Annotated in this window: 19 protein-coding genes, 1 tRNA gene and 1 pseudogene; 9 read left to right on the plus strand and 12 right to left on the minus strand. The window is 40.6% G+C overall.

What is annotated here, in order from left to right; translation table 11 throughout:
- Positions 1 to 22: 22 nt before the first annotated feature.
- Positions 23 to 1,051: an EF-P beta-lysylation protein EpmB gene (epmB, locus tag M1F26_RS15945; RefSeq protein ID WP_140171417.1), complete on the plus strand. Its 1,029-nt coding sequence runs from the start codon at positions 23 to 25 to the stop codon at positions 1,049 to 1,051.
- Between the two features lie 44 nt (positions 1,052 to 1,095).
- Here the strand turns inward: epmB and M1F26_RS15950 are convergent, their stop codons facing one another.
- From M1F26_RS15950 to M1F26_RS15965, 4 genes are all read right to left on the minus strand, one after another.
- Positions 1,096 to 1,440 carry a DUF4156 domain-containing protein gene (locus tag M1F26_RS15950; protein ID WP_004908089.1) on the minus strand — a complete coding sequence of 115 codons (345 nt, stop codon included), beginning with the start codon at positions 1,438 to 1,440 and terminating at the stop codon, positions 1,096 to 1,098.
- A gap of 419 nt (positions 1,441 to 1,859) precedes the next feature.
- Positions 1,860 to 3,503, minus strand: a complete 1,644-nt coding sequence (gene groL, locus M1F26_RS15955; protein WP_004258673.1) for a chaperonin GroEL — start codon at positions 3,501 to 3,503, stop codon at positions 1,860 to 1,862.
- 51 nt (positions 3,504 to 3,554) lie between these two features.
- The gene (locus M1F26_RS15960) at positions 3,555 to 3,848 is read right to left on the minus strand and encodes a co-chaperone GroES (RefSeq protein ID WP_004908085.1); all 294 of its coding nucleotides are present in this window, start codon (positions 3,846 to 3,848) and stop codon (positions 3,555 to 3,557) included.
- 163 nt (positions 3,849 to 4,011) lie between these two features.
- Positions 4,012 to 4,527 carry an FxsA family protein gene (locus M1F26_RS15965; protein ID WP_318837592.1) on the minus strand — a complete coding sequence of 172 codons (516 nt, stop codon included), beginning with the start codon at positions 4,525 to 4,527 and terminating at the stop codon, positions 4,012 to 4,014.
- Positions 4,528 to 4,963: 436 nt separating this feature from the next.
- Between M1F26_RS15965 and aspA the strand changes: the two genes are divergently transcribed.
- From aspA to M1F26_RS16005, 8 genes are all read left to right on the plus strand, one after another.
- Positions 4,964 to 6,388, plus strand: coding sequence for an aspartate ammonia-lyase (gene aspA, locus M1F26_RS15970; RefSeq protein WP_004258700.1), 1,425 nt, complete (start codon positions 4,964 to 4,966; stop codon positions 6,386 to 6,388).
- A gap of 144 nt (positions 6,389 to 6,532) precedes the next feature.
- On the plus strand, positions 6,533 to 7,855 hold the full coding sequence (locus tag M1F26_RS15975) for an anaerobic C4-dicarboxylate transporter (RefSeq protein WP_318839321.1): 1,323 nt from the start codon (positions 6,533 to 6,535) through the stop codon (positions 7,853 to 7,855).
- Between the two features lie 636 nt (positions 7,856 to 8,491).
- Positions 8,492 to 8,785, plus strand: a complete 294-nt coding sequence (locus tag M1F26_RS15980; protein WP_140171415.1) for a helix-turn-helix domain-containing protein — start codon at positions 8,492 to 8,494, stop codon at positions 8,783 to 8,785.
- Positions 8,786 to 9,005: 220 nt separating this feature from the next.
- Positions 9,006 to 9,578, plus strand: a complete 573-nt coding sequence (gene dicD / locus M1F26_RS15985) for a division control transcriptional repressor DicD (protein ID WP_410482058.1) — start codon at positions 9,006 to 9,008, stop codon at positions 9,576 to 9,578.
- 126 nt (positions 9,579 to 9,704) lie between these two features.
- Positions 9,705 to 9,780, plus strand: a tRNA-Phe gene (locus M1F26_RS15990).
- Positions 9,781 to 9,975: 195 nt separating this feature from the next.
- Positions 9,976 to 11,241, plus strand: a complete 1,266-nt coding sequence (locus M1F26_RS15995; RefSeq protein WP_318837594.1) for a tyrosine-type recombinase/integrase — start codon at positions 9,976 to 9,978, stop codon at positions 11,239 to 11,241.
- A gap of 255 nt (positions 11,242 to 11,496) precedes the next feature.
- Positions 11,497 to 11,781, plus strand: a complete 285-nt coding sequence (locus M1F26_RS16000; RefSeq protein ID WP_008913927.1) for a hypothetical protein — start codon at positions 11,497 to 11,499, stop codon at positions 11,779 to 11,781.
- 327 nt (positions 11,782 to 12,108) lie between these two features.
- Positions 12,109 to 12,693, plus strand: coding sequence for an antirestriction protein ArdA (locus tag M1F26_RS16005; RefSeq protein WP_318837595.1), 585 nt, complete (start codon positions 12,109 to 12,111; stop codon positions 12,691 to 12,693).
- Positions 12,694 to 12,890: 197 nt separating this feature from the next.
- Here the strand turns inward: M1F26_RS16005 and tnpA are convergent, their stop codons facing one another.
- The 8 genes and pseudogenes from tnpA to M1F26_RS16040 form a co-directional block, all read right to left on the minus strand.
- Complete coding sequence (gene tnpA / locus M1F26_RS20020; RefSeq protein ID WP_407817964.1) at positions 12,891 to 13,007, minus strand: IS66 family insertion sequence element accessory protein TnpA; 117 nt, start codon at positions 13,005 to 13,007, stop codon at positions 12,891 to 12,893.
- A gap of 140 nt (positions 13,008 to 13,147) precedes the next feature.
- Positions 13,148 to 13,383, minus strand: a pseudogene (locus tag M1F26_RS16010) (transposase); the annotation flags it as partial.
- 120 nt (positions 13,384 to 13,503) lie between these two features.
- Entirely contained in the window at positions 13,504 to 13,713 is a 210-nt protein-coding gene (locus tag M1F26_RS16015) for a hypothetical protein (protein ID WP_064497187.1), read from the minus strand.
- A gap of 18 nt (positions 13,714 to 13,731) precedes the next feature.
- The gene (gene galE, locus M1F26_RS16020) at positions 13,732 to 14,754 is read right to left on the minus strand and encodes a UDP-glucose 4-epimerase GalE (RefSeq protein WP_318837596.1); all 1,023 of its coding nucleotides are present in this window, start codon (positions 14,752 to 14,754) and stop codon (positions 13,732 to 13,734) included.
- 17 nt (positions 14,755 to 14,771) lie between these two features.
- Positions 14,772 to 16,850: a polysaccharide biosynthesis tyrosine autokinase gene (locus tag M1F26_RS16025; protein WP_318837597.1), complete on the minus strand. Its 2,079-nt coding sequence runs from the start codon at positions 16,848 to 16,850 to the stop codon at positions 14,772 to 14,774.
- A 34-nt stretch (positions 16,851 to 16,884) separates the two neighbouring features.
- Positions 16,885 to 17,313, minus strand: a complete 429-nt coding sequence (locus M1F26_RS16030) for a protein-tyrosine-phosphatase (protein ID WP_014656697.1) — start codon at positions 17,311 to 17,313, stop codon at positions 16,885 to 16,887.
- Between the two features lie 5 nt (positions 17,314 to 17,318).
- A complete protein-coding gene (locus tag M1F26_RS16035) occupies positions 17,319 to 18,473 on the minus strand; it encodes a polysaccharide export protein (protein WP_318837598.1) in 1,155 nt (384 codons plus the stop codon).
- 186 nt (positions 18,474 to 18,659) lie between these two features.
- Positions 18,660 to 19,465, minus strand: a protein-coding gene (locus tag M1F26_RS16040) for an IS5 family transposase (protein ID WP_318837599.1) whose coding sequence is annotated in 2 segments (ribosomal slippage) — positions 18,660 to 19,112 and positions 19,115 to 19,465 — 804 coding nt in all. Because the reading frame shifts where the segments join, the coding sequence is not laid out codon by codon here.
- Positions 19,466 to 19,530: the final 65 nt, after the last annotated feature.

Genomic DNA, 19,530 nt, shown 5'->3' on the forward strand with positions numbered 1-19,530 from the left:
CTAAAAATGGCATAGCCAAAAAATGGTCGATATTGTAACTCAAAATACCTCATCCAGAGAAGTCTGGATACAACAACTTGCAGAAGCAATCACTAATCCAGATGAATTGCTGCAAATACTTAACCTAGAAAATCACCTTTTATCAAAAGAAGGCAGTGAGGCACGTAAACTATTTCCTTTACGCGTTCCAATGCCCTTTATTTCACGTATGAAGAAAGGCGATCCACTAGATCCTCTGTTATTGCAGGTATTAACCGCAAAAGCAGAGTTTGATATACATCCAGGTTTTTCTACTGACCCACTAGAAGAGCAGGATAATGAAATTCCAAGTTTACTGCATAAATACCACAACCGCGCATTACTGCTGGTAAAAGGTGGCTGTGCAGTCAACTGTCGCTACTGTTTTCGCCGGCATTTTCCTTATGAAGACAACAAAGGAAATAAAAATAACTGGTTGATGGCTGTGGATTATATAAAAAACCACACCGAACTCAATGAAATCATCTTCTCAGGTGGTGATCCATTGATGGCAAAAGACCATGAACTCGATTGGCTTATCAGCCAATTAGAGGCGATCCCACATATAAAACGCCTTAGAATTCATACTCGTTTGCCTGTAGTGATACCAGAACGTATCACTGAAACTCTCTGTCAACGCCTTGCTAGCTCAAGGTTACAAGTAATTATGGTGACACACGTTAACCACGCTAACGAAATCGACGAGTCATTCACCAATGCTATGCAAAAACTAAAGTTATCAGGTGTGACATTATTAAACCAAAGCGTATTGCTGCGCCAAGTTAATGACAACGTGACAGCTCTGATGAATTTAAGTAATACTCTGTTTGATGCAGGTATTTTACCTTATTACTTACATGTATTAGATAAAGTCCAAGGTGCCGCTCACTTTTTAGTGAGTGATACTGAAGCTAGACAATTAATACAGCAATTATTGAGTAAAGTCTCAGGGTACCTTGTACCTAAGCTCGCTCGGGAAATTGGGGGAGAGCCAAGTAAAACACTGCTTGACCTTAATTTAAGGCAGAACTAGAAAGCAAAACGCCCAAATCATCATTTGGGCGCTATGAATTCATTTTAGGGGCACTTATAAACTTGGCCAACCATTTTGCTATCTAATGGAATGAAGCTAGATAACACAGTTTCACTTGGACTTGATGCACCAAAAATCACGTTACCGCCCATTGCCGCGGCTTTATTACGTAAATCATTTGCTGCGCTGCGCATTGAGCTAGATTCATTATTCACACCACTCAACCAGTTGCTTTGAGTCCCTGCAACCTGACCGAGAAGTTGGCAATCACTTCCTGGTTGATTCTCAACAAAACGAACTTGTGAGCCTGCCGCAGTCAAATTAGTTGTTGTTGAACAACCTGCTAAAAGCAATAATGCAGCAGCACCAAGCAAGACTTTAATTCGCATGTTTTCCCTCATTTTTTCATTGTGTTTTTGCAGCTGGTTTGAAAATCGCTTTAGTTTCAATAATCTATTAATTGAAATATCTAGGAGGTGATTAACATACAGCGCCATAATTGCCGCACATCACCAGCCGAATAGAGTTTACCACAAATTAACCAAGAACCTGCTCTATTCTTTACTAATTCAAACCATTTACCTTACGTTAAATATAACCTGTGAAGCAACATTGACGCAAAAATAAATCGTATAACGCATTAATTGTACATCGTTTCGAGGTATTACATTCATCAATAATTAATGGTTATATATTTATTAAAAACCAATAAAAAACCGGCACCGCTAGGAACACTAACGATACCGGTTTTGTGGTGGGTAGCCCTAACTGAGTTAGTGACTACTTAAGCTTGATGTCGCCAGCTGGCTTACATCATACCGCCCATTCCACCCATGCCGCCCATACCAGCAGCACCTAAGTCAGGTGCGTCTGATTTTGGCAGTTCAGTGATCATCGCTTCAGTGGTGATCATCAGACCTGCGATAGACGCTGCGAATTGCAGAGCAGAACGTGTTACTTTAGTTGGGTCTAAGATACCCATGTCGATCATATCGCCGTAAGTATCAGTCGCCGCGTTGTAACCTTCGTTACCTTTTGCTGCTTTCACGTTGTTAACAACAACAGAGGCTTCTTCACCTGCGTTAGTAACGATTTGACGCATTGGCGCTTCCATCGCACGCAGAGCAACACGAATACCTACGTTTTGTTCTTCGTTTTCACCAGTCAGTGCTTCCAGTTTCGCTGCAACGCGAACCAGTGCAGTACCACCACCAGCAACAACACCTTCTTCAACCGCTGCGCGAGTTGCATGCAGAGCATCGTCAACACGAGCACGTTTCTCTTTCATTTCAACTTCAGTTGCTGCGCCCACTTTAATAACAGCAACACCGCCTGCTAATTTAGCAACGCGCTCTTGCAGTTTTTCACGGTCGTAGTCAGAAGAAGATTCTTCGATTTGTTGACGAATTTGTGCAACACGGCCCGCAATCGCAGATTCTTCACCCACACCATCAATGATAGTGGTAGTGTCTTTGTTAATAACAATACGTTTTGCTTGACCTAAATCTTCTAATGTCGCTTTTTCTAACTCCATACCGATCTCTTCAGAGATAACAGTACCGTTAGTCAGAATTGCGATATCTTGCAGCATGGCTTTACGACGGTCACCGAAGCCCGGTGCTTTAACCGCTGCAACTTTAACAATACCACGCATGGTGTTAACAACCAGAGTTGCCAGTGCTTCACCTTCAACATCTTCAGCGATGATTAACAGTGGTTTGCTTGCCTTAGCAACGCCTTCTAATACTGGCAGTAATTCACGGATGTTAGAAACTTTTTTGTCAACTAACAGGATGAATGGGTTTTCTAACTCAACAGCACCTGTTTCTGGTTTGTTGATGAAGTAAGGAGACAAGTAACCGCGGTCAAATTGCATACCTTCAACCACATCCAGCTCGTCTTCCAGACCAGTACCTTCTTCAACCGTGATAACGCCTTCTTTACCGACTTTATCCATAGCTTCTGCAATTAATTTACCCACGGTTTCGTCGGAGTTTGCAGAAATAGTACCAACCTGTGCGATTGATTTAGTGTCTGAACAAGGAACAGACAAGGCTTTCAGTTCTTCAACTGCAGCAACAACTGCTTTATCGATACCGCGTTTCAGGTCCATTGGGTTCATACCCGCAGCAACCGCTTTTAAGCCTTCAGTAATGATAGCTTGAGCCAGTACAGTTGCAGTTGTTGTACCGTCACCTGCAGCGTCGTTAGCTTTAGAAGCAACTTCTTTCACCATTTGAGCGCCCATGTTTTCGAATTTGTCTTCTAATTCGATTTCACGTGCAACTGAAACACCATCTTTGGTGATAACTGGTGAACCAAAAGATTTATCTAAAACTACGTTACGGCCTTTAGGACCTAAAGTCACTTTTACTGCGTCTGCCAGAACATTCACACCACGAAGCATTTTCGTACGTGCATCACTACCAAATTTAACGTCTTTAGCTGCCATTATCTCTTTCCTTCAAATTCTTTTCGTTCGTTGAGAAGTTTTAAGTGAAAATTACGCTTCAACAATTGCCAGAATGTCACTTTCGGACATAATCAGAACTTCTTCATTGTCGATTTTTTCAGCTTTCACGCCATAACCATCGTTAAAAATTACGATATCGCCAACTTTCACATCCAGTGCTTTGATTTCACCATTTTCGAGGATGCGGCCGTTGCCAACAGCAAGAACTTCACCACGAGTTGATTTGCTTGCAGCAGTACCCGTCAGAACGATCCCGCCGGCAGATTTTGATTCAACTTCTTTACGCTTAACGATAACACGGTCATGCAATGGACGAATTTTCATTAATAGTTCTCCTATAAATAAAGTCCATACTAGGTAAAAGGACGATACCAGCATGTCTTAAATAAACTAGTACCATGTTTGAGCAGATTGGGGCGAAGAAGAGGGACTTCAAGGGGGGAGATAAAAAATTTTTCATTTTTATCTCCCCATAAAGAGGGTGGTTTTATGGTTTAGGGCGATCGTCTTTATCTGATGAATCTGTTTTATCTGAATTATCGATTGTAAAAGAAGGATCATCTTGCTTACGTTGGAATTCCCCCTCAAAAGTATCGCCACGTTGAAAGCCGCTATTTCCTGTTTGGTTAAAACCTGAACCCGGCTGGTAAAAACGAATATCAGGAATTAAGCGCATTACAATAAGCTTTTGAATTGGCGGAAGTAACAATAGTAAGCCAATAAAATCTGTAAAGAACCCCGGCACAATCAACAAGAAGCCCGCTAAAACCAATGCAACGCTCTTGATCATTTCAGCTGCTGGGCTTTCACCCGATGCTAACTTTTGTTGGATTTGCAGTACATTTTTCATGCCTTGATTTTTAACGAGTGACACACCTAAACAGGATGTCAAAACGACCAAAATTAGCGTCATTAAAACACCAACTTCGGATGCAACCCGCACAAAAATCACGGATTCAATGTAAACGAGAATACATATCAGAATGAGTGGTAACCAGCGCACAAGTTCTCCTTTATTTCAATAAGCTATCGATTATTTTACGCCCCTAGGGAAACCTTTGTGAACTGCATCTAAGAGACAACTATCAATATTCGCTTTTTTCTTTAGTATAGCCATAATAATTGGGGCAGAGATAACGCTTTTCAACTCACAGATTTTTTTCATTAATGATACTTATCTGTGATGAATGTCACACAACGTGAAATCTGTTGCATAAATCAAACTATATAGTGATCTAGGTTCAAGGCAATAGATGATTAAAAGCATATCATCTACCCATAAATCAGTAGATCATAATGCTGACAACGTAGTAGACGGTGTTAATTGCTTGTAAAGTTTTACTTTGCAATATTAATCACCTGTGAATTTTGTTTTACGAAGTATAGATTTTTAAAGCGCATAAACGGACAGTAACTGTAATCTAATTAAGAAGGTTCTCATGTCAAACAATACTCGTATCGAAGAAGACCTGTTAGGTAAAAAAGAAGTTCCAGCTGATGCCTATTATGGTGTTCATACTCTGCGTGCGATTGAAAACTTTTATATCAGCGACCGCACTATTAACGATGTCCCAGAATTTATCCGCGGCATGGTTATGGTAAAAAAAGCGGCAGCTTTAGCCAACAAAGAACTGAAAACTATTCCTCGTAATATCGCAGAGACTATAATCAAAGCCTGTGACGTTGTGTTGAATGAAGGCAAATGCATGGATCAGTTCCCTGTTGACGTATTCCAAGGTGGTGCGGGCACATCACTGAACATGAATACCAATGAAGTACTGGCGAATATCGGTTTAGAGCTGATGGGTCACAAAAAAGGGGAATATGAATTCCTCAACCCAAATGATCACCTGAACAAAAGTCAATCCACTAACGATGCTTATCCTACTGGGTTCCGTATCGCAGTGTATAACTCAGTACTGAAGTTAATTGAATCTGTTGAATACCTGAGAAAAGGCTTTGAAGCTAAAGCTGAAGAATACAAAGACATTCTGAAAATGGGCCGTACCCAGTTGCAGGATGCTGTTCCAATGACCGTCGGCCAAGAATTCCATGCTTTCGCTACTCTCTTAAAAGAAGAAGAGAAAAACTTAAAACGCAGCATCGAATTACTGCTCGAAGTTAACTTAGGCGCTACTGCTATCGGTACAGGCTTGAATACTGCACCTGGTTACTCAGAGCTTGCCGTTAAAAAATTAGCTGAAGTGACTGGTTTACCATGCGTTCCTGCAGAAGACTTAATCGAAGCAACCTCTGACTGCGGCGCTTACATCACAGTTCACGCGGGCTTAAAACGTCTGGCAATGAAACTGTCTAAAATTTGTAACGACTTACGTCTGTTATCTTCCGGTCCTCGTGCAGGTCTGAAAGAAATCAATTTACCTGAGTTACAAGCTGGTTCTTCTATCATGCCAGCAAAAGTTAACCCTGTAATTCCTGAAGTTGTTAACCAAGCTTGTTTCAAAGTTATTGGTAACGATATCTGCGTAACAATGGCTGCTGAAGCGGGTCAATTGCAATTAAACGTAATGGAACCAGCGATTGGCCAAGCGATGTTCGAATCCATCTCTTTAATGAGCAACGCATGTCGTAATCTGCAAGAAAAATGCATTAGCGGCATTACAGTAAACAAAGAAATCTGTGAAGCGTTTGTATTTAACTCCATCGGTATCGTCACTTACTTAAACCCATTTATTGGCCACCATAATGGTGACATCGTGGGTAAAATTTGTGCTGAAACCGGTAAGAGCGTCCGCGAAGTTGTTTTAGAACGCGGTTTACTGACTGAAGCTGAACTGGATGATATTTTCTCTATTGAGAACTTAAAACACCCAGCTTATAAAGCAAAACGCTTTGATGACTAAAAATTTATGTTTATCATAAATAACACTTAAAAATAAAGGCACGCCTCTCAATAGAAAGCGTGCCTTTTTTGATTGATACACACACAAATAATTAACATAACAGTTTCATAATTTTAATTTTCATTTTGTCGAGGAGTAAACACTATGTTAGCCGTAGAATTTATTATTGTTCTGCTGGCCATCTTTTTGGGGGCCCGTTTAGGTGGGATAGGTATCGGCTTCGCCGGTGGCCTTGGGGTACTGGTACTCGCTGCTATTGGCGTAAAACCAGGAACCATTCCATTTGACGTTATCTCAATCATCATGGCTGTTATTGCCGCTATCTCTGCAATGCAAATTGCTGGAGGTCTGGACTATTTAGTTGCCCAAACCGAAAAATTACTGCGCCGCAATCCTAAATACATCACCATTCTTGCACCCATTGTTACCTACTTCCTGACACTTTTCGCAGGGACAGGTAATATCTCTTTAGCAACACTGCCTGTTATTGCAGAAGTTGCAAAAGAGCAAGGCGTAAAACCGTGCCGTCCATTATCAACTGCGGTTGTTGCTGCTCAGATAGGTATTACAGCATCACCAATTTCTGCTGCGGTGGTTTACATGGCATCCGTCATGGAAAACCCTGCAATGGTTGGTGCAGGTAACACAGTCAGTTACATCTCTCTCTTAAGTGTTCTATTACCTGCGACATTCCTTGCTATCATTTTGATGTCGTTCATCATCTCTTGGACTTTTAACTCTAAATTATCCGATGACCCTATCTACCAAAAACGTTTAGCTGAAGGTTTAGTTGAACTGCGTGGTAGCCAAGTAAAAGAAATCAAAGCCGGTGCTAAGTCTTCTATACTGCTGTTCTTACTTGGGGTTGTTGGCGTTGTCTGTTATGCCATCATTAACAGCCCAAGCTTAGGGATTGTCGAAACCCCATTAATGAACACCACAAATGCTATTTTGATTATCATGCTGACTGTAGCGACATTAATCACTATTTTCTGTCGTGTTAATACTGATGCAATCTTGAACTCAAGTACCTTTAAAGCAGGTATGAGCGCATGTATTTGTATTTTAGGTGTTGCTTGGTTAGGTGATACTTTCGTACAGCATAACATTGACTGGATCAAAGAAACTGCCGGTGATTTAATCCATGAGCACTCTTGGATGTTAGCGGTAATTTTCTTCTTCTGCTCTGCTTTACTATACTCACAAGCTGCAACAGCAAAAGCATTGATGCCTATGGCATTAGCGCTGAATGTAAGCCCATTAACGGCTATCGCATCATTCTCTGCGGTTTCTGGTCTATTTATTCTGCCTACTTACCCAACTCTGGTTGCAGCAGTACAAATGGATGATACAGGGACAACACGTATTGGCCGATTTGTCTTTAACCATCCATTCTTTATTCCAGGTACCATCGCTGTCGCATTAGCTGTTTCATTCGGCTTTTTATTCGGCGGTATGATCCTATAGTTTATATTAGTATCAATTAATATTATAAAGACCCGTGCAAATCGCACGGGTTTTCTATGCCTACATATAACATATTATTTTTGTTATTCTATACAAAGTCACGGAGGAAATTATAAAAATATAATAATCATTCAGATAAAAAACTAAGCCATTTATTAAAAATATATTGAACTCGGTTGTTAATAATTAAATTAAAATCAGAAATAAGTATTTTTCTAACAATATATCTATATTAATACTCTACATATAAGTGTAACAAACAATGACTATAATCATATAATGACAAGCTGCTTCATTCATTTCTTCAAAATCACAAATAGAAATATAAATTCAAAAATAAAGTAAAAATAAATAACCATCAAAATAAATCACTAATAAAACAAAAGCAGACAAATAATAACACTAAAAAACCCCGCACCACACACCAATTGAGAGTACCAAAGATAGAAATCATCTATCAAAAATTTAAAATCAATCCGCCATAAATATTGGTAATAATTAACTGACCTTTGTTTAATAATATCCGAAAAGTCTGATAATTATCTTTTAATCACTCTAAGTGACACAAATTAAACATCACGAAACTTTAATAGAAAAATAACTTATTTGTTCAATAGTTATATATTTGGAGGAGTAATGCTAAATACTCAAAGAAATGAAAATACAAATGTAACCGTTTATATTGGAAGCTTTTTAAAACACCGTAGAAAAGTGGTGGGCTTAACTGGCTCACAATTAGCTTCTCGTTTAAAAATTAGCCAACAACAAGTTTCTCGTTATGAAAGAGGTAAAAATGCGATTACGATCCAAGGTCTTTTAGATATTTTACAAGCTCTCGAATTACGAACACATGACATTGATGATTTTATGAAAAAAATCTTTCAGTATTACTATATCGATGCAGCGTTAGAAGCTAAATTGATCAATTAAAGCCCGATATAAACCCATGAAGTTCGTTCCAGGGGGGTTCTTCCCCCTCCTGTGTGCTTAAAACTCCCCACTTTAAAATACCCATTCAATTTCTTATTTGATTTTATTTCACCTCAGAAACGGCGCCTCATGATAGCACTGCAAACCGCTATAATTCACAATTGAACATTGTTATGATGGAGAAAAATCAGACATTATTGTGATGGAGTTAACAATGCCTATCCAACGTGAAATTATTTTAAGTCATGCGTTAAATCAATTGGAAATTCAAGGGTTATCCGCATCTACAGAGAATTTACTCAGTGAAATTGAATCTGATTTCTCTACTATTCGCCAGTTCTGGCCAAACGATGAAGCTCTTATTTATGATTGCTTACGTTATCATAGCCAGCAAATCGAAGTATGGCAGCGACAAACCTTGCTAGATGAATCCCTAAGCCCACAGCAAAAATTAATGGCTCGCTACCAACAATTATCAGAAAAAGTTAGCCAAGGGCGTTTCCCTGGCTGTTTATTTATTTCTGCATGTAATTATTACCCAGATGCAGAGCACCCTATCCACCAATTAAGTCGCTTGCAAAAAGATAATTCGTTTCACTTCACTAAAAACCTATTAGAAAAGCTAGATATTGAAGACTCTGTATTGGTTGCTAACCAAATGGAACTAGTACTTGAAGGCTGTTTAAACCGTTTATTAGTACAAAGAGACATTCAAGATGTCGAGATTGCACAACACCTTTCTGAGGATATCCTAACAATCGCACTATGCCGTAAAAAAGGAGCGTTAAGTTAAAAAAACAACTAACGCATACTAAACACACACATTTTGCTGAAAAAGAAAACACTCAGTAAAAAAAAGTGGTTTTTTATTAAAAATGCATTGACGCAAACGGCTGAATACGGTTTAATGCGCCCCGTTGCCCGGATAGCTCAGTCGGTAGAGCAGGGGATTGAAAATCCCCGTGTCCTTGGTTCGATTCCGAGTCCGGGCACCACCTTATTATCAACAGACGTCAACCGACGTCTGTTTTTGTTTGTAAAGCCCGCTAAAATCAACACTCTCCCAAAGTTTCAACTCAACTGAATTCTACTCGATTCTACCCACATCAACCCCATTGCGTGGGTACAATTGCGGGTATACACTAGTTCGATAGAATTTTGTACCCACTTTATCTCTCAGGAAGCTCACTATGGCACTGACTGACGCTAAAATTCGGGCGGCTAAACCCGATGTGAAATCCTATAAATTAACCGATGGTGCAGGTCTGCACTTATTGGTTCACACCAATGGTTCTAAGTACTGGCGATTACGCTATCGCCACTTAGGTAAAGAGAAAACCTTAGCCTTGGGTTTATACCCTGATGTCTCTTTATCAGAGGCGCGTTTAAAACGTGATGAAGCAAGAAAGTTGATTGCTGACGGTATTGACCCGTGCGAACAAAAACGTGTGGCTAAAGCAGCTTCTGATGCTAATCTCTCTTTTGAAACCATCGCAAGACAATGGCATGCCAGCAATAAAAAATGGTCTGAATCACACAGTGAAAAGGTTTTAAAGAGTTTGGAGTCGCATGTCTTTCCTTATATTGGTCTACGTGATATCACTACCCTCAAAACACCTGATCTACTGATCCCTATCCGTGCAGCAGAAAGTAAAGAGATTTATGAGATCGCTGCGCGTTTACAGCAACGTATCGCTGCTGTCATGCGTTATGCGGTGCAATCCGGTATTATTGGTTATAACCCTGCTATTGATACCGCAGGGGCTGTAACGACGGTACAACGCCAACATCGTCCAGCTCTTAACCTTGACCGTCTACCGGAACTCATTGCCCGTATCGATGCTTATAAAGGGCAACCCGTCACTCGCCTAGCCGTGATGTTAAATTTATTAGTGTTTATTAGGTCAAGCGAACTTCGTTATGCGCGTTGGTCTGAAATTGACTTCGATAAAGCCTTATGGACGATTCCTGCTCAGCGAAAGTCTATACCCGGCGTTAAATTCTCACACAGGGGCGCTAAAATGCGCACTCCGCATTTAGTTCCCCTTAGCCACCAAGCCATCACTATACTGAAAGAAATTTGGACATGGACGGGTGAACATGAATTGATCCTAACGGGCGCTCATAATCCCTTTAAGCCTATGAGCGAAAATACGGTCAATAAAGCCTTACGTGTGATGGGCTATGATACGAAGACTGAAATTTGTGGGCACGGTTTTAGAACGATGGCGTGCAGTTCACTTATTGAGTCCGGATTGTGGTCTAAGGACGCCGTAGAACGTCAGATGAGCCACCAAGAACGTAACTCAGTGAGGGCTGCTTATATTCATAAGGCAGAACATATTGATGAACGTCGATTAATGGTGCAATGGTGGGCGGATTATTTGGATGCTAATCGGGAACAAACGATTTCGCCATTCGACTTTGCAAAGTTGAATAATCCAATGAATCACTAAAACTTTAGCCATGTCATATAGGAGATCCATTTTCAATACGAGGAGTCGAATACTACGGTAGTATGCCGACTACATCGATTCATTGAGAAATGGTGGCAATATTGTTCATGGGAATTTTCATCGTCAAAACGCATGATAACTAACCACGATTTATCGTAATACATCTCATTCAATAAAGAAGCTTTATCACTGAAAGCCTCTGTCCTCACGGACAGGGGCTTTTTTGCTTTTAAATCAACCTAAAAGGAAATTATCATGGAAAATTACATTCGTTGCCCGGCCTGCGATTCAACTCGCATTCGTGAACGTCATATCGGGAAAAAGACAGGAGCTGTTGCTGGTGGCGTATCAGGCGCACTAGCTGGAGCGTCTATCGGCTCTGCTGTTCCTGTTGTAGGGACGATTGCTGGTGCTGCGGTAGGCGCTCTATTTGGACGTTTAGTCGCTGGAGCTACTGCTGGGGCTGTGAGTGGTTCAGCTTTAGATGGCGTGGTCTTTGATCGTTATGAATGTATCGAGTGTGAATACACGTTTGATTGATAGCCATAAGTTAACGGAAACCCCTGATGGGGTTTCATCTCTTAGGAGTCTGTGAGTCTGAACTGACCCTAGTTTATTGGAACAGGGGCTTTTTTCGTTTTAACCCACGCAAATTGAGATCATGATAGAAAGCATAACATCTTATCGGGATTGTAAGGCAACTCATTATCCTGCTCTAAAACGTCATTAATCACGCTTTAAAGCGAGTTGCCTGTTTTTCAGCTGATTGGCTTTTTATATCAATATCATCTTCTAAAGGGAAATAGCTCCCTTTATCAAAATATCGCCATTAATTAAATCACAATACATCAATAATAGGACACGAATATGCATATAACTGCGACGGCTTCCCCATGCCTAAAATCGGGGATGATTTCTGTTTTTATTACGAATTTAGGTAAATATAACGAAGGAGAGCTGGTTGGTGAGTGGCTTGAGCTTCCAGCAACCTCAAAAGAGATCGAACACTGTTTAGTGCGGATTGGCATTGATGGTATTCACTATGAAGAGTATTTTTTGACCGACTATGAATCCTCCATTGATGCCCTTTCTTCTTACATTTCAGAATATAGCCTTTTAGATGACTTGAACGAGTTAGCCTCGCAATTAGCCATGTTATCGCCTGATGAAATTGACCTTTATCAGGCGGCAATTGAAATCGGAGCTTCAGTGAGTTCAATTCATGATTTAATTCATTTAGCGGATAATTTAGATTCTTTCCAGCAATTAGCAGGGGTCAATAATGAATATGACTTAGGTTATTACTGGATAGAAGAAAGTGGTTGTTATGATTTAGCACAACTGGGTCATTTATCCCATTACTTTGACTATGAACGCTATGGACGTGATGTTTGCCTTGAACAAGGGGGTATTTTTCACAGTGGAGGATATGTTTATCATACGGGTGGGTAGATAGGACAACAACATGAGAGTCAAACCGCTTTCATCCCTTAAGGCAGGAAATAAAGAATGCTGTGGTACCCCAATAACATCCATAAGCTAGAACGTTAATCAAACTAAACTCTATTTTAAGCCATCTTTACGGATATCCGTTAAGATGGCTATTATGGTATTCTTTTTTTATTTAATTCAAACCATTAAATGGATATTTATCTTACTGCGGTGACAAATGTTGAGGGGTTGAGTTCATTGAGCTTACAAAACGCGAGTGTAGATAATGAACTCGATTCAGATTGCTCGATAAGCGTTTTCCATTCTTGATTGATGCGTCATTTTCCCATTTTAAAAAAATTTAACCGAAATATAATCTGATAGACACCTGTACAAATAACTGGTAACTGTCAGATCGAGTCTGAACTAGTACATTTTAGGATCTATCAACAATCATTCTGGCATGTTTCAAAATCGCATCACGCCATTTTTAGAAGCACGATGTGCAGAACTCAGTAAACATGCCCCTTTGGTATTCAAAGCATTCTACAGGCAGCCAGTCTTGAGCACAAATAATATGGCATCCATAGCTGCACGGTTATCAACCCGTTTACGGTTAGTTCCGAGCGGATGATTTGTTTTGTGTTCAGGGATAAGAGTTGTTATTTTTTCCGAGAGTTCATCACTAATCTGACAATAACGGCTTATCATACGTTCCCCCTCAGAAATTATCGTAACTAATTATATTATATAACAATTTCTTTTTGGATTGGCTCTTAAAGTAATAATTTGCATATTTTATCCATCAGCTCTTTGAGCTTTAGTGATAGTTTAACTTAATGTTTTATTCTCATTAATATTCTTTGTTTTATCTTCAAAGTGTTGTTTAAAAATTAAAACATCACTCATTTTTACCTTACCATGCCTATTTCTTTTAGGTAAAGGCAATCCTTCTAATTCACATGTAGTTCTATATAACATAGCTAAATATTCTGCTTTAACACCAATATATAGGGCAAAGGAATCTATATCAATATTCATATTTTAACCTAAGTAAATCTATTTATAGCCATTAGGGTTTTGCGATTGCCAACGCCAGCTATCGTTCACCATATCTTGCACGGAGTACTGAGCTTGCCAGCCTAAATCAGTAAAGGCTTTATTAGGGCTAGACCAGCACTCAGCAATATCACCGGGGCGGCGAGCAACTATTTTGTATTGGATCTGTTTGCTTGATGCCTTTTCGAAAGCAGCGATCATTTCTAATACACTAGTACCTTTACCAGTGCCTAAATTATAAATATGGAGCCCTGCTTTTTGACTAACACCATTCAAGGCAGCAATGTGTCCACTCGCTAAATCCATAACATGGATATAATCACGAACACCAGTACCATCTGGTGTTGGGTAGTCAGCACCAAATACCATCACTTCTTTATGACGACCAACTGCTACTTGAGCGATATAAGGTGTTAGGTTATTTGGAATACCCTGTGGGTCTTCACCAATTAAGCCTGATTGGTGTGCGCCAACGGGATTAAAGTAGCGTAGTAAAGTAACCGACCAATCGTTATGTGCAATATATAGATCAGCAAGAATACGCTCAACCATATATTTACTGGTGCCATATGGGTTGGTAGTACCACCGACTTTAGAGTCTTCGGTTAATGGTACTTCTTCTGGATCACCATATACAGTGGCTGATGAGCTAAAAATTAAGCTTTTGACGCCCGCTTTTTGCATACTGGCAAGTAATACTAACGTGCCATTGACGTTAGTATTATAATACTCAATCGGTTTTTGAACGGATTCACCAACCGCTTTTAACCCAGCAAAGTGGATCACCGATGTGATTTGGTGCTCAGCAAAAATCGTATCCAGAATAGCGTTATCACGTACATCACCGGCATAGAAGACAGGTTTTTTACCTGTGATGGTTTCAATGCGGTTGAGTACTTCTGGGTTGGCATTACATAAATTATCTAAAATAATTGGCTGCATGCCTTGTTCAATCATCTGCACACAGGTATGGCTACCAATGTAGCCAAGACCGCCTGTGACTAAGACCTTTGTATGATTCATTTTAAATTCCTGTATGGCTAGTACTCGTAGACATAGTTATAGTCGTCTGATTTCGCATCGATACCATTGAGGATCACGCCTGTGATTTCGATATCGTTTTGTTTAAAGCGTTTTAGCGATAGCTCAATATCTTTCACCGTATTGACACCATAGTAGGCAATAAGCAGTGAGGTGCCGACGTACTTACCGATAATCGCGGAGTCAGTGATTGCTAAGATTGGGGCGGTATCGATAACCACGATATCATATTTCCCTTTTATCGTGTCGAGCAGGTGTTTAAAACGTTCTCCCATCAGTAACTCAGAAGAGTGAGTGACATTCTTACCGCGACAAATCACGTCGAGGTTTTCAATCACACTGTTATGAATATTTGGCTGGCTAGTATCTGATTGTGAGAGATAATCGGATAGACCTAATTTATTGCTTAATCCAAAGGCTTTATGGATATGGCCTTTACGTAAGTCAGTATCGATTAACAATACTTTTTTGCCTGCATTTGCTAGCACCACCGCCATATTGGAGGTAACAAAGCTTTTACCTACACCCGGTGAAGCACTGGTGACCATAACCAGATTATTACCTTGGTTCATGACCGAGAAGTAAACACTAGTACGCAAAGAACGAATGGCTTCAACCGCCGTATCGGCAGGGTTTTCTAGTGCGAGTGGATGTTTATTACCTTCTGCAATCAATTTCTTCTCATGGGTAGAGAAAGGAATAGTGGCATAGACGTTGATGCCCAGTGCATCAATATCCTCAGTGCCTTTAATTTTATTATTAAAGAACTCACGAGCAATCACATATGCACAACCCACAATAAAGCCGAGTATTGCAGCTAATACTAAGATTAATGCTTTCTTAGGTGCTACGGCATTCGGTTGAGATTCGGCAGAGTCAATAATACGCACATCAGCGGTGATCCCTGAGTTTAATACACTCAGTTCTTGCTGTTTTGCCACTAATTGATTGTAGATAGCTTGCTCAGACTCTACATCACGGGTTAAACGAACAATTTGTTGTTGAGTATTTGGCAGTTTTTGAATCGCTTTACTGATTTTCTCTTTCTCACGTAACAGCTGCTGGCGCTTATCAAGCAGTGATTGGTAAGCTGGGTGGTTGCGTGTATATAATTGCTGAATTTCAACTTCTTTAAAGGTGAGTTCATTTAGCTTTTCTTCGACTTGCAAAGCACTATCAAGGGCGGATTTGGCTTCTAATGATAAGTCGATAGATTCATTCTTTTTACGGAAGGTGTTTAGCTGGTTTTCATAGTTATCCAGCTTGGTTTTAATCTTAGGTAGATATTCATCTAAGAATAATAAGGTGTTATTTGTGACTTCTTTTTTACGCTCGGTATTTTGGTCGACGTAATTTTGAATAATGCTGTTTAAGATTTGCACGTTTTCGGTTTTATCGGCACCTTTAATGGCCATATTGATAATACCGGTTCCTTTACCCACTTCTGCAATAGTTAAAGTGTTACGTAGGTTTTCAATGGTTGAATAACGCGCATTTTTAACTAAGGTAAATTCTTGACCAACCTCTGCAACTAAGGATGAAACCAATAAACTAATATCGTCTTGTTTTAAGAGAATACCAACGGTGCCTTCAAGAACTTGACCTTCAATATTGAGAGAATATTTGTTATCGCCCAAATAGGTCAACGTCGCAGGCTTTCCAATAAAGTCTTCAGGAACTAAATAGAGAGCCACAACAGCATCAGTTTTATCACCCCACAGCTTATCAAAAAAGCCTGCCGGTACGATTTGAGTATCTAAATTCAGGTTAGTCACGGTTTTGCCCAGCACCATTCGTGACTTAATGACCTCGATTTCGGAATCGGCTTGACTATTATTGTTAGCAAATGGCATCACATCGCTCATTTGATCTAACAATGAAACTTGGCTCATTTTATCGTATTGCAGTGTCGCATTGGCTTGATAGATTGGTGTCGCTAGAAAACTATAAGCTGCTGCAAGCAAAATAAAAAACAGAGTAAAAAAGCCGATTTTAAGATAACTGGACTTTAATACTTTAAAAAGCGCCAGCAGATCGATCTCGTCCGAGGCAGGGGAGCTATTTTTTGTCGTGTTCATAATCAGTTAAATGCTAAGCCTTCCAAAATTAAAATTAAATTTTCCCTTGCCACTGTATAACGGCTTTTTCCATCAGTTGATAAACATGTTCAAACATTTCATCACTGCGTTTATGTGGATCTGGGATCTCAGTTTTATTAAGCCACTGGCCGAATAACATGACTTTGCCACGAGTCTCGGGAAACTGTTGATGTATCCTATCAATATGATCGTTTTCCATCACTAGGATTAAGTCTGCTTCTTTACATAATTCGCTGGTTAAACGTCGTGATTGATGATTGTCTAAACAGAGATCATGTTGTTGTGCGATACGGATGGCACTGTCATAAGCGGGGCGATCGTCTTTGGCAATAATGCCAGCGGAGTGTACTTTCTTATTGGGGAAATGGGCTTGTAATAAACGCTCCCCTGTGGGGGAGCGACAGATATTACCCATACAAACAACTAGGATATTATTAAACATGACGATTACCAATCGTGAATACGTTTTGTACCTTCAGTTAACTGATTATAGGTCGCGATGGTTGGTAGTAATTGAGTGATCAGACGATTCCAACGTACCACAGGCGCGGCGGTCACATAGACCAGATCGTATGGTTGTAGTTTAAACTCTGTACCCATCACCATTGCCGTGGCATCCGATAAATCTAACTGATATACCGCTGCCATTTTTTTCGGTAGCAACGCATCAAGTTCTTTATCGCCGGAGGTTTGGTTTTTAATTGGACGGATAACAAACACACCAGTTGCATTAGCGGTTGTTTGATCGGTACCCCCGGCTTTACTCAGTGCTTCAGTGATACTCATACCTGCACGGTCAATAGTTAGGGTATTTGGCTGTCCGACTTCACCCATCACGAATACTTTTTGCCCGTCATTGCGTGGTACATAAAGTGTATCACCTGGGATCATCAGATAGTTTTGGGTCATATCGCCATACTGAACTAATGATTGCAATGAGAGTTTAATTTCATTGCCATTACGGGTCAGCACGACGTTATCCCAATCGGCTTTTTCGGTGAGGCCGCCCGCATTATTAAAGGCTTCCAGAACGGTCAGAGGGATATTGGTAATTGGCAATGTACCTGGTTTTGCGACCTCACCAGAAACATAGATTTTTTGTGAGCGGAATGCCGCAATACTGACATCCACTTGCGGTGATTCAATATAGGTAGCCAGTTTACTGCTAACTAAATTACGGATTTCCGACAGTGTTTTACCAACAACTTTCACGTTACCGATATAAGGGTAGTAAATGGTGCCATTGGAATGAACCCAGTTACCTGAGTCGGCAGCGCTACGATAAGAACCCGCTGGAATAGTTAATTCAGGGTGATCCCACACAGTGATGGTTAACACGTCACCCACACCCACACGATATTCATAAGTTGAAAGTTGCTTTTCAAGTGTAGGGTTTGGCTTGGCGATCACTGGAGCCACGTACATCTCATCTAACAGTTTTGGTGAAATCGGATAGATATCCACAAATTTAGAGATATCACGATCGCCAGTGTCGACGACATTTTTGCCTGATGTAGACATATAGACACCAGGGGTAACGGTACAGCCGGTGAGCAAAATGCTGGCTGCGAGTAGTGTAAGTGGGAGACGCTTACTAAGCACAAGAGCATCCTATGATAAAAAATGTTTAGATAAGGTATAAGTGATGGATTGCTATCATCATCCCACTTATACGTGTTTAATATAATTCTACTATTTATTTAGTTAAGTAAGAAGTATTAAGAATAAATGTAGTATTATTATTCTAATATTTAATAACTGTTGACCTGATAGATATTAAATAAGAACCTATCCCAAAAGGATTTTATTCCAGACAATGATACCACAGGCAAAATGCAGCATCGCCTCATAATTCTCGACCTTCTTCTCCCAACGAGTCAGGACACGACGGTAGCGATTCATCCAACTGTGTGTTCTCTCTACAACCCAGCGGTGAGCCTTAAAATCCGTGTTTTTGATGGCTTCTGACTCATCCTTCCGTGACTGGATATGAGGTTCATAGCGACGACTTTTCAGATACGATCCCAACCATTCCGCTTCATACCCTTTGTCCATGCACAACCGGAGCCTCTTGCCCGGTCTGCCCGTCTGGAGGGCATCGAGCGTATCCGCAACCAGCTTTATGTCGTGCGTATTTGCTCCAGCGACAACCAGTGCAAGCGGAAGCCCGCTCCCGTCAGTCATCAGACTGCGCTTTACGCCCCGTTTCCCCCGGTCTGTTGGGTTCCGGCCTGTTTTTTTGAGCCTGCCAGGGGGGATTTGGTCATACAACCATCCATCGACAGCCACGACCAGTCAATAGCGTCCAGCTGTTCGTAGGCAAGCAACCCGTTTTGCCAGAAGCGTTCAAATACGCCAGCATCCCGCCACTCCTGAAATCGGCGATGAGCAGAGCTTGACGAGCATATACCGGTGGCATTCAGCGCATTCCACTGGCAACCCGTCCTGAGTACGAAGAAGATGGCGTTCATTGCAGCGCGATTATCAACCCGCTTGCAGTACGTACCCAGCGGGTGTTGAGTTCTATGCTCCGGGATGAGAGGAGCCATTTTCTCCCAGAGTTCATCACTGATTTGCCACTTGTTGCCCACCATGCTTTGCCCTCAGAAATTATCATTATGTATTATCTGACAATTCCTTTTGGGATAGGTTCTAAGTA

Origin of the sequence: Providencia sp. PROV048 (assembly GCF_033688165.1) — a bacterium.
Classification (GTDB): Bacteria; Pseudomonadota; Gammaproteobacteria; order Enterobacterales; family Enterobacteriaceae; genus Providencia; species Providencia hangzhouensis.